Source organism: Marinobacter sp. ELB17, from assembly GCF_000169375.1.
Taxonomy (GTDB): domain Bacteria; phylum Pseudomonadota; class Gammaproteobacteria; order Pseudomonadales; family Oleiphilaceae; genus Marinobacter.
This window is the reverse complement of record NZ_AAXY01000004.1, coordinates 110,042-124,067: the sequence shown is the minus strand read 5'-3', so window position 1 is coordinate 124,067 and position 14,026 is coordinate 110,042. Positions and strand designations below refer to the sequence as shown.

General features: G+C 54.9%; 14 protein-coding genes. 10 read left to right on the top strand and 4 right to left on the bottom strand.

Annotated features, from left to right (window positions below):
• Window positions 1-8 precede the first annotated feature (8 nt).
• The 5 genes from MELB17_RS06915 to cysQ all read left to right on the top strand — a co-directional run bounded on the left by MELB17_RS06915 (window position 9) and on the right by cysQ (window position 4,900).
• Entirely contained in the window at window positions 9-554 is a 546-nt protein-coding gene (locus MELB17_RS06915) for a TRAP transporter small permease subunit (RefSeq protein ID WP_007349456.1), read from the top strand.
• Window positions 551-1,861 carry a TRAP transporter large permease gene (locus MELB17_RS06910; RefSeq protein WP_007349455.1) on the top strand — a complete coding sequence of 437 codons (1,311 nt, stop codon included), beginning with the start codon at window positions 551-553 and terminating at the stop codon, window positions 1,859-1,861. The genes MELB17_RS06915 and MELB17_RS06910 overlap by 4 nt, the downstream gene beginning before the upstream one ends.
• Window positions 1,862-1,990: 129 nt before the next feature.
• Window positions 1,991-2,680, top strand: coding sequence for a nitroreductase (locus tag MELB17_RS06905; RefSeq protein ID WP_036183877.1), 690 nt, complete (start codon window positions 1,991-1,993; stop codon window positions 2,678-2,680).
• Between the two features lie 127 nt (window positions 2,681-2,807).
• Window positions 2,808-4,118 (top strand): DUF3422 family protein, encoded by a 1,311-nt coding sequence (locus MELB17_RS06900; RefSeq protein WP_007349453.1) that lies wholly within the window; start codon window positions 2,808-2,810, stop codon window positions 4,116-4,118.
• Window positions 4,115-4,900: a 3'(2'),5'-bisphosphate nucleotidase CysQ gene (cysQ, locus tag MELB17_RS06895; protein WP_007349452.1), complete on the top strand. Its 786-nt coding sequence runs from the start codon at window positions 4,115-4,117 to the stop codon at window positions 4,898-4,900. Before MELB17_RS06900 ends, cysQ begins: the two co-directional genes overlap by 4 nt.
• A 109-nt stretch (window positions 4,901-5,009) precedes the next feature.
• On the opposite strand, the gene MELB17_RS06890 is transcribed toward cysQ, so the two are convergent.
• Both MELB17_RS06890 and MELB17_RS06885 read right to left on the bottom strand, forming a co-directional pair.
• Window positions 5,010-6,509 carry an MFS transporter gene (locus MELB17_RS06890; protein WP_007349451.1) on the bottom strand — a complete coding sequence of 500 codons (1,500 nt, stop codon included), beginning with the start codon at window positions 6,507-6,509 and terminating at the stop codon, window positions 5,010-5,012.
• A 61-nt stretch (window positions 6,510-6,570) separates the two neighbouring features.
• Window positions 6,571-7,032 (bottom strand): universal stress protein, encoded by a 462-nt coding sequence (locus MELB17_RS06885; protein ID WP_007349450.1) that lies wholly within the window; start codon window positions 7,030-7,032, stop codon window positions 6,571-6,573.
• A gap of 281 nt (window positions 7,033-7,313) precedes the next feature.
• Here MELB17_RS06885 and MELB17_RS06880 point away from each other — a divergent pair, with 281 nt between their 5' ends.
• A complete protein-coding gene (locus MELB17_RS06880) occupies window positions 7,314-8,312 on the top strand; it encodes a hypothetical protein (RefSeq protein ID WP_007349449.1) in 999 nt (332 codons plus the stop codon).
• Between the two features lie 14 nt (window positions 8,313-8,326).
• Here MELB17_RS06880 and MELB17_RS06875 read toward each other — a convergent pair whose 3' ends face one another.
• Window positions 8,327-8,695, bottom strand: coding sequence for a SirB2 family protein (locus tag MELB17_RS06875; protein WP_198136457.1), 369 nt, complete (start codon window positions 8,693-8,695; stop codon window positions 8,327-8,329).
• Window positions 8,696-8,892: 197 nt separating this feature from the next.
• Between MELB17_RS06875 and MELB17_RS06870 the strand changes: the two genes are divergently transcribed.
• From MELB17_RS06870 to MELB17_RS06860, 3 genes are all read left to right on the top strand, one after another.
• Entirely contained in the window at window positions 8,893-10,071 is a 1,179-nt protein-coding gene (locus tag MELB17_RS06870; protein ID WP_007349447.1) for an NnrS family protein, read from the top strand.
• A 102-nt stretch (window positions 10,072-10,173) separates the two neighbouring features.
• Complete coding sequence (fabA, locus tag MELB17_RS06865) at window positions 10,174-10,698, top strand: bifunctional 3-hydroxydecanoyl-ACP dehydratase/trans-2-decenoyl-ACP isomerase (protein ID WP_007349446.1); 525 nt, start codon at window positions 10,174-10,176, stop codon at window positions 10,696-10,698.
• Window positions 10,699-10,709: 11 nt separating this feature from the next.
• Window positions 10,710-11,921: a beta-ketoacyl synthase N-terminal-like domain-containing protein gene (locus MELB17_RS06860; RefSeq protein WP_007349445.1), complete on the top strand. Its 1,212-nt coding sequence runs from the start codon at window positions 10,710-10,712 to the stop codon at window positions 11,919-11,921.
• Between the two features lie 7 nt (window positions 11,922-11,928).
• On the opposite strand, the gene MELB17_RS06855 is transcribed toward MELB17_RS06860, so the two are convergent.
• Window positions 11,929-12,282, bottom strand: coding sequence for a helix-turn-helix transcriptional regulator (locus MELB17_RS06855; protein ID WP_007349444.1), 354 nt, complete (start codon window positions 12,280-12,282; stop codon window positions 11,929-11,931).
• Between the two features lie 216 nt (window positions 12,283-12,498).
• Between MELB17_RS06855 and yegQ the strand changes: the two genes are divergently transcribed.
• Window positions 12,499-13,839 carry a tRNA 5-hydroxyuridine modification protein YegQ gene (gene yegQ / locus MELB17_RS06850; RefSeq protein WP_007349443.1) on the top strand — a complete coding sequence of 447 codons (1,341 nt, stop codon included), beginning with the start codon at window positions 12,499-12,501 and terminating at the stop codon, window positions 13,837-13,839.
• Window positions 13,840-14,026: the final 187 nt, after the last annotated feature.

The window sequence follows — 14,026 nt, the reverse complement described above, 5'->3', positions numbered from 1 at the left end:
AGAATGCAATGAGTGTGCTGACCGCATTCATAAGAGGGGTTACCCGTCTTAATGATTTTGTCGGACGCTGGGTAGCCCTGCTCGTTTTCGCCATGTTCGCGTTCCTGCTGCTGGAAGTGGGCTTCCGTTATCTGCTTGACGCACCCACAGTCTGGACCAACGAGCTTACTCAAATGCTGTTCGGCGTTTACGCGGTGATGTCCGGAGGCTACATCATGGCTCATCGGGGCCACGTCAATGTCGATCTTCTGCACTCGCAGCTATCGCCTCGCAAGCGGGCGTTTATGGACATCGTCACCTCATTGATATTTTTCATTTTTACTCTTGCCCTGCTGTGGTTTGGTATTGATATGGCCAGCGAATCCATAGCCGGCTGGGAGACTTCTTACTCAGCCTGGAATCCGCCGGTCTGGCCGGCCAAGCTTGCCATTCCTGTCGGAACAGGACTGCTGGTACTGCAGGGCTTGGCAAAACTCCTTGAAGACATTGCCATTGCATTCAACCTGGATTACTACCGCCCGGATCACAGCGCTTCTGAAGGAGAGCAGTCGTGAGTATTGAAATCCTGACCCTGCTGTTCTTTGGTTCGCTGTTATTCTTCCTGCTGCTGGGTTTGCCGCTGGCTTTTGTTCTCGGTGGCGTTTCGGTGATCTTCCTCTATTTCACCTGGGGATTTGATTCCTTCTATATGGTGGCCTCGCAGATCTGGGGCACCATGGGCAGCTTTACCCTGGTTGCGATTCCCCTGTTTGTTTTCATGGCCATGGTGCTGGAGCGAACCGGTGTGGCAAAGGACCTGTACCGGATGATGCATCTGTGGTTTGGCGGCCTTCGCGGCGGCCTGGCTATAGGAACCCTGGTTATCTGCGCCATATTTGCTGCCATGGTGGGCATCAGTGGCGCAGCGGTGGTTGCCATGGGCACCATTGCACTGCCCTCCATGCTGGAACGGGGCTATGACCGCAAAATGGCGCTGGGTGTCATCAATACAGGTGGTGGCTGGGGCATTCTGATACCGCCCAGCATTCTGATGATTCTCTACGCACTGATTACCGGGGTATCTGTAGGCCAGATGTTTGCTGCTGGCATCATGCCTGGTGTTCTGCTGATGGTAATGACCGTCACTTACATTCTCATACGCTCTACCCTCCAGCCGCATCTGGCACCGGCCCTGCCTCCAGAGGAACGTGGCACCTGGCCTGAGAAGCTCCGTGCATTAAGATCTGTACTGCTGCCCATGGGCGTTGTTTTCATGGTTTTAGGCTCCATCATCGGTGGCGTTACCACGCCAACGGAAGCAGCCGCCATGGGTGTTCTTGGTTCGCTGATTTCGGCGGCCGTCTATCGCCAGTTTAAGTGGAGCATCCTGCAGGAAGCCGCTATCCGTACCTTCAAACTTACGGGCATGATCATGTGGATCCTGTTTGCCGCTCACGCGTTTAGCGCGGCATACCAAAGCATGGGAGCTCAAGAGCTGATAGAAGGCATGATGCAGCACATTCCCGGCGGTCCGTGGGGCATCATCATTGCAATGATGGTGATCATATTTTTCCTCGCCATGGTGCTCGATCCGGTTGGCATCATGCTGATCACTCTGCCGGTGTTCATGCCCATCGTGAAATCCCTTGGCTTCGATCCGATCTGGTTCGGCATATTGTTCGTGATCAACATGGAAATCGGCTATAAGACTCCGCCCTTCGGATTTAACCTGTTCTATCTGAAAGGTGTCGTACCGCCAGGCATTACCATGAAGGACATCTACACCTCCGTTGTTCCGTTCGTAATCATCGAAATCATAGCCATTGGCATCATTATGGTCTTTCCGAAAATCGCTACCTGGCTTCCAAACGTGTTCTTCTGATCCGCTCAATCATGAGCTCAACATCACGTTCTGACTGTGTCTGGACGTGATGTTCATAAACACCGACGTTATAAAAAAATTAAAACGGCTAAAAAACAACACCGCGTACTCATTATTTCGGAACTTCCTATGAATGCAATCAGCAAGCCTGCGATGTCTCTGGTAGATGCAATTTTTCAGCGGCGCTCCGTCCGTGGTTTTTTGCCAAAAACGGTTCCTGAAGAAACCATGCGCAACGTGTTCGAACAGGCACAGCAAGCACCGTCAAACTGCAACACTCAACCGTGGTATGTCGTGGTTGCTTCGGGCGATCTACGTAACTCATTGCGAGATCAGTTTATCGGTCGCGCAATGGCGGGGGCACCCTCTGAACCTGATTTTAGCTACGTCAGCAAATTTGAGGGCGTTTATCGCGGCAGGCAAGTTGACTGCGCCGCAGCACTGTACGGAGAAATGGAAATTGCCCGCGACGACAAAGCCGGACGCAGCCGAGCGGCTCTGCGCAACTTCGAGTTCTTTGATGCGCCACATGTAGCCTTTCTTTGCATGGATCGCTCTTTTGGTGCCACCATCGCAGTCGATGTCGGCATTTATGCCCAAACCCTGATGCTGGCAATGACTGCACAAGGCATCAGTTCCTGTGCTATGGGTAGTTTGCGATCCCACCCTGACCTGGTTCGTGATGCATTTGGACTGGAGGAAAACATCGGCGTGGTGTTTGGTATCTGTTTTGGTTACGGCGACTCAGAGGTCAAGGCAAACAACACGCGCACTACCCGCGTCCCTCTCGATGAGACGGTGGTATTCAAGAACCGCTAATCTTAAACACTGAGCAGAGAGAAGCTTGCCAAGCCCTCTCTGTTCGCTATTGTCAAACACCCCTTCCGGGTTACTATTCTGGGCATCCTTTACCGCTTCTCTCTCCAACAACAGGATCAGCCCCAGCGTGAGCGAGTTACTGGCCAACCTCGACATCCACCCTCTACGGGAAGATCTTTACAGCGAACTGCACTCTCGCCCGTTTCAGATACTTCCCTCACCTGCACGGCTCAGCCACATTGCCGTGCTGACAACTCCGGAGCAACGCCAGCAGCAGTTCCAACACCTGCAAACCCTGCATCAATTGCTTGGCCATACCCCACCCCAGCAAGACGTGAGCTGTTTCGAGCAAACCTTTGGCCATCTTCGGGTGAGGCGGGAAATGCACATGGAGTTTGCGTCATACACTTTTGTGAATCTCGCCTCCAGCCAGTCTGAACCCTTTACTGAAAACGGCATTAGCCTGCTACCCGAGGGCTGGCTCGAAGAATTATGCGGCACGGTGATAGCCGCATTTCATCTAGACATACAACCGGGAAGCCCCAACCAGATTCGGGAGAATCCAGACTACGTGCGCACGCATTTCGACGGACTGCGACTGGTAGGCAGCAGTCCGCAAGAGGGGGCAGCGAAAGTCTGGAGTACATTCAGGCTGCACGGTGACGGTTTCGGGCGATTTATGGTGATAAATCACCAGATGTCCGACAGCCAACTGGGGCGACTTACCCAGCGCCTGATGGAAATAGAAACCTATCGTTTGATGACACTGATGGCATTGCCCGTCGCCCGCGAGATAGCACCTTCATTAAACGATATGGATCAGCAGCTTGCCGTAATTACCCAAGCGCTGGCGGACAATCATGACGTGAACGAACGGGCGCTGCTAACCCAGCTGACCCACATCGCCGCCTGCATTGAAGCCTTTCGTGCCCGCGCCACCTTTCGCTTTTCAGCCACCCGGGCTTATCACCAGCTGGTGATGACACGGCTAGACGAACTGAAAGAAGATGAACTGTCAGGGCACCTTACTCTGACCGAGTTTCTGACCCGACGCCTGACCCCGGCGGTAAAAACCTGCGAAGCTGTCGGCGAACGGCTGGAAGACCTGTCACGGCGGGTAGACCGTGCCTCGGACATGATGCGAATGCGAGTAGAGCTGGCCATTCAGAGCCAGAACCAGCAGCTACTAAGCTCCATGGACCGGCGGTCCAGAATTCAACTGATGATGCAAAACACCGTTGAAGGTTTTTCAGTGGTGGCCATTACTTACTACTTGATCGGGCTGCTTAAACTGGCACTGGATTCCGTTTACGACGCCGGTATTATTTTTAACAAGTCTCTGACTCTGGGCATCGCCATACCGGCTACTCTGACTTTGGTCTATCTCGGCGTGCGTCTTGTTCACCATCACTTTATTCGAATGGCGAAACACCAATGAAGAACGACGCTTACGCATCCTGGCTTGAAAAGCTTCTACCCATCGTGCACCACGCCGGCAACGCCATCATGGACATTTACGCCGGCGATATTGACGTGCGTACGAAGAGCGATGCATCGCCAGTAACAGAAGCCGACGAGCTGGCCGAAGCTCTCATTTTGCCGGCGCTGCAGGCACTGGACAGAAGAATTCCTATTGTCGCGGAAGAGCAGGCTGCCGCCGGCAATACACCAAAAACCGGCGACCGTTTTTGGCTGGTAGACCCCCTGGACGGCACAAAAGAATTCATCAACCGCAACGGCGAGTTCACCGTTAACATTGCGCTGATTGAGAACGGCGTGCCGGTACTGGGCGTGGTTCTGGCGCCGGCTCTGAAGCGGCTGTTCGCCGGTGGCCGCGGGCTAGGTGCTTTTATAGAGGAAAACGGCGAGCGCAAGGCCATTCAGTGCCGCCCGGTGCCAGCGGCCGGGTTAACCGTTGTCGCCAGCCGCTCCCATGGCGACGAGGCCGCTCTGGCGCGCTTTTTAGCCGGTGCCAAGGTGGCCAGCCAGACCAGTGCGGGCTCTTCACTAAAGCTGTGCCTGCTGGCCGCCGGTGAAGCGGATGTGTATCCGCGACTGGGGCCCACTATGGAATGGGACATTGCTGCCGGTGACGCTGTGCTGCGTGCAGCCGGTGGCCGACTGATTACCCTGGACAACAAGCCCATGGTGTACGGCAAGCCAAACTTTGCCAACCCGCACTTTTCAGCCTGGGGCTTACGGGCTGGGGACAGATCCTAGACGGAAACCGGGGACAGATTTAAAATCTGTCCCCTACCCTTGGCCCTACCCCCCCAAAAAACCCCGCTGGAATCGCTTCCTGCGGGGTTTTTCTTTGCGCCAGACTAACTTAGCCAAGGGACGCCGTGCGAATACGATCCTCTTCCTCGATCTGCAAGTCTACTGACGACACTGCGTATTCATCGGCGAAACCCGATTCCGGCTCTTTCAGCCACATAAAGCACAGGACCCAGCTTACAAACGCACCAGCGGCGATAATGTAGAAGAACTGGGAGGGCGTCACAAAAGTGAAGATTGTCAAATAGACCACCGCACCTACGTTGCCATAAGCTCCGGCCATACCGGAAATCTGCCCGGTCAAACGGCGTTTTATGGACGGGATAATACCAAAGGTAGCACCCTCTGCACCCTGCACAAAAAACGAGGTAAACACCGTCACACCCACGGCAATAATCAGCGGCCAGCTGGGATTCAGCATGCCCATGAGCGCAAAGCCCACCGCAATACCAAACATATAGCTGAGCATGACAAAGCGGCGGTTACCCATGCGGTCCGACACCAGGCCACCCATAGGCCGGGCAACCAGGTTCACAAAGGCGAAAGAGGCAGCCACCATTCCGGCGGCGGCAGCGCCCAAGCTCCAGGTTTCCTCAAAGAACATCGGTAGCATGGACACAACCGCCAGTTCCGCACCAAAGTTGGCAAAGTAGGTGCTGTTCAATGCGGCAACGCTGTTAAACGGGTACTTGTCGTCTTCCGGTACGCCCTTCTTCAGGATAGGAACATTAACCCGCAGAATCTGCGCAATCTGGTAGCAAACGATCGAACAGATCACCACGTAGGCCACGACTGCACCCGTCACGCTCAGATAACCCATGTTCTGAATACGCCACACCAGAATAGCCAGTACGCCAATCAACGGAATGGTCCATAGAATCAGCTTGACCATGTCGCCCCAGGTACTGACTTCCAACGCACTGGCTTTACGGGGCTTGCGATGCACGGTTCCAACGGGGCCATCGGTAACCGCAAACCAGTAGTACACGCCATACAGCGCCATCACGATGGCACTCTGGGCAATGGCCCAGCGCCAGCCATCATCACCGCCGTACATTTGCAGGGCAATGGTCGGCAGTGTTAGCGCAGCAGCGGCCGAGCCAAAGTTGCCCCAACCGGCGTAGAAGCCCTCGGCAAAGCCGATATCGCGGGGCTTGAACCACATGGCGGTCATGTGAATACCCACCACGAAGCTGGCGCCAATGGAGCTGAGCACCAGGCGACTAACCAGCAATTGAGTCATGGTATTACCGAAGGCGAAGGTCAGCGCCGGTATCGACATCAGCACCATCAGAATCGAAAACACCCGGCGCGGGCCAAAGCGGTCCAGTGCCATACCCACAATAATTCGTGCGGGTATGGTCAACGCCACGTTACAGATGGCAAACAGGCGCAAATCATCGGCGGTCAGCCAGTTCACGCTTTTCAGCATGCTTGACGCCAGCGGCGCCATGTTGAACCACACGTAAAATGTGATAAAGAACGCAATCCAGGTCAGGTGCAGCGCTTTGATCTCTGGATTTTTAAAACCGAATATAGCTGCGACTTTCATTTAAGCCTCCGGGGGCTTCTAGTTCTTTCAGTTCTGTCGGTTACTACAGCGCCAGCGGCGATCAGCAGCTAGGCAGAATAAGCAGTGGGCATTGCACACGGCGCGCCAGAAACGAACTGACCTTACCGAATGTCATGTAGTCCAGCTCATCCACGAAATAAGTCAGTGAACGGGCAATAAAACCGCCGTCCGGCTCTTCACTGTGGCGGGCAATCACCAACATGTTTGGCTGCACTTTATTTTCAGCTGCGTACAGCAACATCTTGCGTGCGTCTCCCTCCAGCAACAGGGAGTTGGCATTGATGCCTTCCTGAACGCACATTTCCAGAGCTTCTTGCAGGGCCTTTTTTAAACTTGCCAGTTCTTCCTGAAACAAGTCCTCGTTGCTTGCGGTTATGTCTCGCGGGTTCTCGGCCACGGCAACCAGGCTGAGGGTAGGTTTGAGCGAGTGAAACATGGTGATGGTTTGTGCCAACGCCAGTTTGGCGTTGCGCGAGCCATCGTAGGCGATCATTATTTTCATAGGGGGTTTCCCGGCGAATTCATCGGCACCGTTACAGGCGTTGCGGTGGTCTATGAGTGCATTAGCCCACACTTAACAGCCACTTATAATTGATGCATATCAACGTTCATGGCGCCTACCCCACCAGAGAAATCAAGACTCTATCCCCTTCCACCTGTTGCCACGAAAAAGCCTACCCCATAGCTCCCCAGCAGGAGGTACCTCTGATGCTCCGGCCCGAATATTCATGGTTTTGGTAACATCTGCAGATGCCAAAAAAACTGTATACATGAGGCCCTAGCGTGCAAAAAAATCGTTTTCAATCGCATCATCAAGCGCAGGAAATACCGCTTGAGCCGGAGCCCGCACCAAAAACATCGGCAACCCTTTTGGGTGCCTTGGCGCTGCTGCTTTGCGGGATCAGCGGATTAGTATTGGAAAACCGATTACACCTGCAGGCAAACACCCTCAGCCTGGTGTTGGCGCTGACTGTTTTGGCAGGCTCTGGGTTACGTTTGGCGTTCGAAATAAACGCTGACCGGCGGGCAATGCCCGCGAATGTCATAGGCGCAACAGTGGTTAGGCACGGTGCCGGAACACTTTGCATTCAGCAAAGCCGTCTGATGTGGCGTTTTGCAGTGTCTTACAGCGGTGTGTCTGCCAGCTTTATTGTTCTTGCCTTGTGGCTACCGCATTATCTGGCGGGGCTGTATCAGCTTGATGTTGGTCACGCAGCGCTTACCGGTTTGCTTTGGGTAATACCCGCAGCGCTATTTCATGCCCAAGCCATAAAGCTGGCACGGCGATTCGGCGCGCGGCGAATGATGTACCACAGTCTGACCGGCATATTGATCGTGTCGTTTATGCTCAGCTACCCTCCAACCCATTATCAAATTCATGGCATCAACCGCGAGATTCCCTTTACCTTAAGCCTCGGCCTGCCACTTTTTTCAACGCTGATGATTGCATTGGGCTTATTTCTTGCTCTTGGCCAAGCGGCATTATCTAGCCAAATAACACGGTACTATTCCCAGCACTATTCCCAGCACTATCCCCACAAAGTAAACACGGCGGCCGCCATACTCACGATGGCCGGAGCCATTCTTGCCGCCCCGATGCTACTGGCATTCGCCGCCATCAGTGATATAACCGGCATCTGGCAAACTAACTTCATGCTGATGTTTGCGCTGGCATTGTTCACGTTGCTGCGCATGCACCTGACCATTCGCAGTGCCGAGCACAAAGAGTGGGCCAACGCGGCAGAATCCGCCGACCTTCCGGAGTTATTCAGCGGCCGTTAAAAACCCGAACAGCGTTAGGAGAAGAGTATCGGTTTGGCAGTCGCCAAGTGGAATATCGCGGCTATCTGCAACAGGGCAAGCGCCGCTGCCACGATGCGTACGCGCTTATCGACACTGACTTTAAGGGCAAACAGACCGGCTACGATATAACCCACCAGCAGAATTATCTTGGCGGTTAACCAGTCGTGGACTAACGGCATCCACGGCGTTACAAACACCAGGCTGATAGCGCTGACCAGCAGCACCGTGTCATTAGCGTGGGGAATCCAGCGCAAAGGCGTTTGCCGCCAACCGGGGCGGCCCACTGCATCCATCAGCAGGCGCAGTGCAAAAAGCGTCACCGTCAGATACGCGGTGAGCATGTGTATGCTTTTTAAAGTCATGTACACGGGCAGGGTTCCTTAATTTCGATGAAGTTGATTATAAACCGCGCAAAATAGGCTCTCTCGGCCCAAATCAAAGGGCAAAAGCGCGGCGACAAAAACGTCATTGTACGCACACTACTCCTATGCGGGTATGTCATTTGAACTGGCCTTCCTTTAACATATACTTAAAATACCACTATTAACGGAGATCCTCCATGGCGATTCCGACACCCTCCGCCGACCGCGCCAGTATCGGTCAGTTGTTCGGTTACCCCTTTCGCATTTTCTTCCTGTCTATGGCCCTGCTGGTTGTTGTTGTGTTGCCAGTATGGGTGCTCCAGGCAACAGGCACCCTACAACTGCCATTAGCCTTGCCCGGCGTGCTCTGGCACCAGCACGAAATGCTGTTCGGGTTCCTGACCGCCGCCATTGCGGGCTTTCTGCTAACGGCAGTGTGCACCTGGACCCAGACCGATCGCATTCATGGGCTGCGCCTGGCTCTACTGTGGGGCGTATGGTTTGCTGGCCGGCTATTGCTGGCATTTGGCGGTGATCTTCCCGTTTGGCTGGTGCAGGGTGTGAACCTGGCCTTTCTGCCGTTGGTGATGATCGATGCCGGCTGGCGTGTCTGGCACGCGCGGCAGAAACGCCAACTGATGATATTGGTGGTACTGGGCCTTTTATGGCTGATGCAAATCGGCCTCGTTACCCGTCTTGATCCGGTTTATAGCTACGGTGCACTGCTGATGGGCCTGGCCCTGATCAGCATTGTTGGCGGGCGCATCACACCGGCCTTCACCAGCGGTTATCTGGGCCGCCAGGGGCTGAGCCCTACGCTGGTGAAAAATTCAGCCAAACTGGATATGGCCAGCGTATTTGCGATGATTGTGCTGCTGGCAACGCTGGTGAGCGGCTGGCGCACCCTTGCTGGAGCGATGGCCATCGTTGCTGCTGGCATTATGCTGGTGCGGCTTTACCACTGGAAAGGTTGGTTGACCCGTAAAGAACCGCTGTTGTGGGTTTTACACCTGTCGATTCTATGGGTGCCGGTGGCGCTAGCTCTTCTGGCCGGGCACTTGCTGGCCGACTGGCCTTCAATCGCCTGGGCCCACGCTGCGGGCGCTGGCGCCATTGGCTGCCTGATATTTGGGGTTATAGCACGGGTAACCCTGGGCCACACCGGCCGGCCGCTGGTGCTGCCGCGGGGCATGGTAACCGCCTTTGTATTGATCCAGCTGGCGGCGGTGGCACGGGTGCTGACTGCCTTCAATATTCTGGGCTGGCACGCCGGTATTGGCGTCAGCACACTGCTATGGTTGATCGCCTTTGGTGTCTTTCTATGGCGCTACACCCACATATTGGCTAGCCCACGGCCAGACGGTACAATCGGGTAAACATTGCGCAAATTTTGTAATTATCCACTAATGGTCAATAGCATCAGGCGAATTTCGAGCTAGAGTTACGGAAAATCATCTTGTGAAAGAGACACCGGCACTATGGATTCCAACCCGTACCCCAACACGTTTAGCAAACAAGACCTGATCGACTGCGGTCACGGTGAATTGTTCAAGGGCGCTGGCATGCGCCTGCCCATTGATGAAATGCTGATGTTCGACCGTATCACCCACATTGGGAGCGAAGGCGGGCTTTACGGCAAAGGCGGCCTGACCGCAGAGCTGGATATCAACCCGGACCTGTGGTTCTTCAAGGTGCACTTTGACAGCGATCCCGTTATGCCGGGCTGCCTGGGCCTTGACGCCATGTGGCAGCTGCTCGGTTTCTACCTGGCATGGACCGGTGGCAAGGGCAAAGGCCGCGCGCTGGGTTCCGGTGAAGTGAAATTCTTTGGCCAGGTTCTTCCTAATGCCAAAAAAGTCACTTACCATCTTGACTTCAAACGTCTTATAAAGCGTAAGCTAACCATGGCTATCGCTGATGGCCGCATGGAAGTGGACGGCAAGGAAATTTATACGGCCAAAGACCTACGGGTAGGCCTGTTCACCTCCACCGACAATTTTTAGGAGTGACTGACATGCGTCGCGTTGTAATCACTGGGATGGGCATTGTGTCCAGCCTTGGAACCGACATAAAGGCTGTAACCAAATCACTGCGGGAAGTGAAGTCCGGTATCGGCTTCAGCGAAGAAGCCCGTGATAACGGCCTACGCAGCCAGATTTGCGGTCAGATCAACCTGAATCTTCCAGAATTGATTGATCGCAAGCTGTGGCGCTTTATGTGCCCGGCTTCCGGCTACGCCCACCTGTCTACGGTAGAAGCTCTGGCCCAGTCCGGCCTGACCGACGAGCAGATCCGCGCCAACACCACCGGGGCCATTTTCGGCACCGGTGGTGCATCTACCGTGGAGCTGATGGACGCCATCGACACCCATCGTGCAAAAGGCATTCGCCGGGTGGGTCCTTACCGGGTGCCACGCACCATGGGCAGCTCTATCAATGCCAGCATTTCCACGGCGTTCGGCATCACCGGTGTTAACTACGGCATCACGTCGGCCTGTGCTACCAGCACCCACGCGGTTGGCCACGCTGCAGACTTGATTGCTATGGGCCGCCAGGACGTCATGCTGGCCGGCGGTGGCGACGACATCCACTGGAGCCTGAGCATGTTGTTCGACGCCATGGGCGCGCTGTCCACCAAGTACAACGACACCCCGGAGAAAGCGTCGCGCACCTACGATGCTAACCGTGACGGTTTCGTGATTTCTGGCGGCGGCGGCACCTTGGTGCTGGAAGCTCTGGAACACGCACAAGCCCGCGGCGCCAACATTCTGGCGGAAATCGTCGGCTTTGGCGCAACCTCTGATGGCGCCGATATGGTCGCCCCCAGCGGCGAGGGTGCAGTACGCTGCATGCAGCAGGCGATGAAAAACATCGACGGCGAAATCAGCTACATCAACACCCACGGCACCAGCACACCGGCCGGCGACATCACCGAGCTGAAAGCTATCAAGCAGGCCTTCGGTGACCGCATTCCGCAGCTGAGCTCTACCAAAGCACTGAGCGGCCACGCTCTGGGCGCAGCAGGCGTGCACGAAGCCATTTACAGTCTGATCATGCAGCGTGAAAACTTTATTTGCCCATCAGCCAACATCGAAAATCTGGATGAAGGCGCAGAAGGTTACCCTGTCGTGCGCGAAGTGCGCGAAAACCAGAACCTGGAATATGTGATGAGCAACAGTTTCGGCTTTGGTGGCACCAACGGCAGCCTGGTGTTTAAAAAGTTCTAAGCTCGATTCAGGAAAACCTGACCGAGCGGTATTCAGCCGGCGACGAGCCCATCCAGCGTTTGAACGCCCGGCTGAATGCACTCAGTTCTGAAAACCCAAGCTGTTCGGCAATTTCTACCAGCGGCTTGGTTTTATCCTGCATGTAAGCCAGCGCTCGCTTGCGGCGAACGTCCTCCAATATACGTGCGAAGGTCAGCCCCTCCGCTTTCAATTTTTTGTGCAAGGTATAGCGGCTCATGTGTAGCTGCGACGCCACCACCTCTACACCGACCTTTCCTCTGGCCAGCTGGCCGTCAATTAAAACACGCACGCGGATACTCAGAGATGCCCGCGCAGCCTGCTGCTGCCCGTTTACAGCCATGAAACCCCTCCCGACTCAGAATTTATTGTCATCTTTTAAAAAATTCGGTGGTGAAAGATAAACCATCAAAGCATTCAGCGTACAGATGTTAGCTGAAATTAATCCATAATACCCTTGAGCGAGGTCAACTGAAATTCCGATTGGCTCGGGCACAATAGCGCGCTCGTTACTCTTGATAAGCGCCCTATCCTCAACATACTCATCCCGGAGCCCGTTATGAATACCCCGGAACTACTTGCGCCTGCCGGCACCCCTGAGCACCTTGAAACCGCCTTTGCCTATGGCGCCGATGCGGTTTATGCCGGCCAGCCACGATATTCTTTGCGGGTTCGCAACAACAGTTTCAAGAACGCAGCCGCCCTGGGTGCTGGTATCGAGCGCGCTCACAGTTTGGGCAAGCAGTTCTATCTGGTATCTAACATTGCACCCCACAATGACAAGGTTCGCTCCTATCTGAAAGATCTGGCGCCGGTACTGGAGCAACAACCCGATGCGCTTATCATGTCCGACCCCGGTCTAATCATGCTGGTAAAAGAGCAGTGGCCAGACCAGCCCATACACCTGTCTGTTCAGGCCAACGCGGTAAACTGGGCAACGGTGGAGTTCTGGCGCCGCCAGGGCATCAGCCGGGTAATTCTGTCACGGGAACTGGCACTGAGCGAAATTCGCGAGATCCGCGAGCGGGTGCCGCAGATGGAACTGGAAGTGTTTGTACACGGCGCTCTGTGCATGGCTTACTCCGGCCGCTGCCTGTTGTCGGGCTACATGAACCACCGCGATGCCAACCAAGGCGCCTGTACCAACGCCTGTCGTTGGAACTACAAACCGGTGGCACACTGCCACGATCAAACCGGCGACCTGATCGCCCGCTCTTCTGATAGTCCTGTGCAGGAGATAGAACCCAGGGAGATAGAACCCAAGGAAATTCTGCTGGAAGAACCCAACCGTCCCGGCAGCTTAATTCCCGCTTATGAGGACGAACACGGCACCTACATCATGAATTCCCGCGACCTGCGCGCGGTGCAGCACGTAGCCGCCCTGTGCGAAATGGGCGTGCACTCACTGAAAATTGAAGGCCGCACCAAAAGCACCTACTACGTAGCACGCACTACCCAGGCCTACCGCCGAGCCATTGACGAAGCTGTGCAAGGCAAGCCTTTTGACATGAGCCTGATGGACGAGCTCGAGGCTCTATCGAACCGCGGTTACACCGAAGGGTTCCTGCGCCGCCACCTGCCCCAGGAATATCAGAGCTACGAGCGGGGTTCATCCTATCTCGGCAGCCAGCAGGTGGTGGGCGCCATCGCCGACGCCAACGACCAGTGGCTTACCATCACCGTAAAAAACAAATTCTCCATCGGTGACCTGCTGGAACTGGTCACCCCCAGCGGCAACCTGCGATTCAACCTGCCTGCTATGGAAAATCTCAACGGGGGCGCCATGGATTGCGCCCCCGGCAGTGGCCACACTGTGCGTATTCCTGTGCCTCCAAACGCTCCGGCGCAGCTTGTTCACAGCTACCTGACACGCATCCTACCGAATGGCACACAAAGCTAAACTGCACGTATAATAGCGCGCACTGACCGGAACCCAGACGCGCAAACCGCTTTAAAAGTGGTTTGCGGCTTTAATGTGTTTTCCTCGATTTAATACCTGACTAAAATACTCTGGTATTGTACAATCAGTGTCAACAAGCAATAGATCAGCCCTGCAACCCTTGCAGTTGCTAGCAAACTAAAGGGCG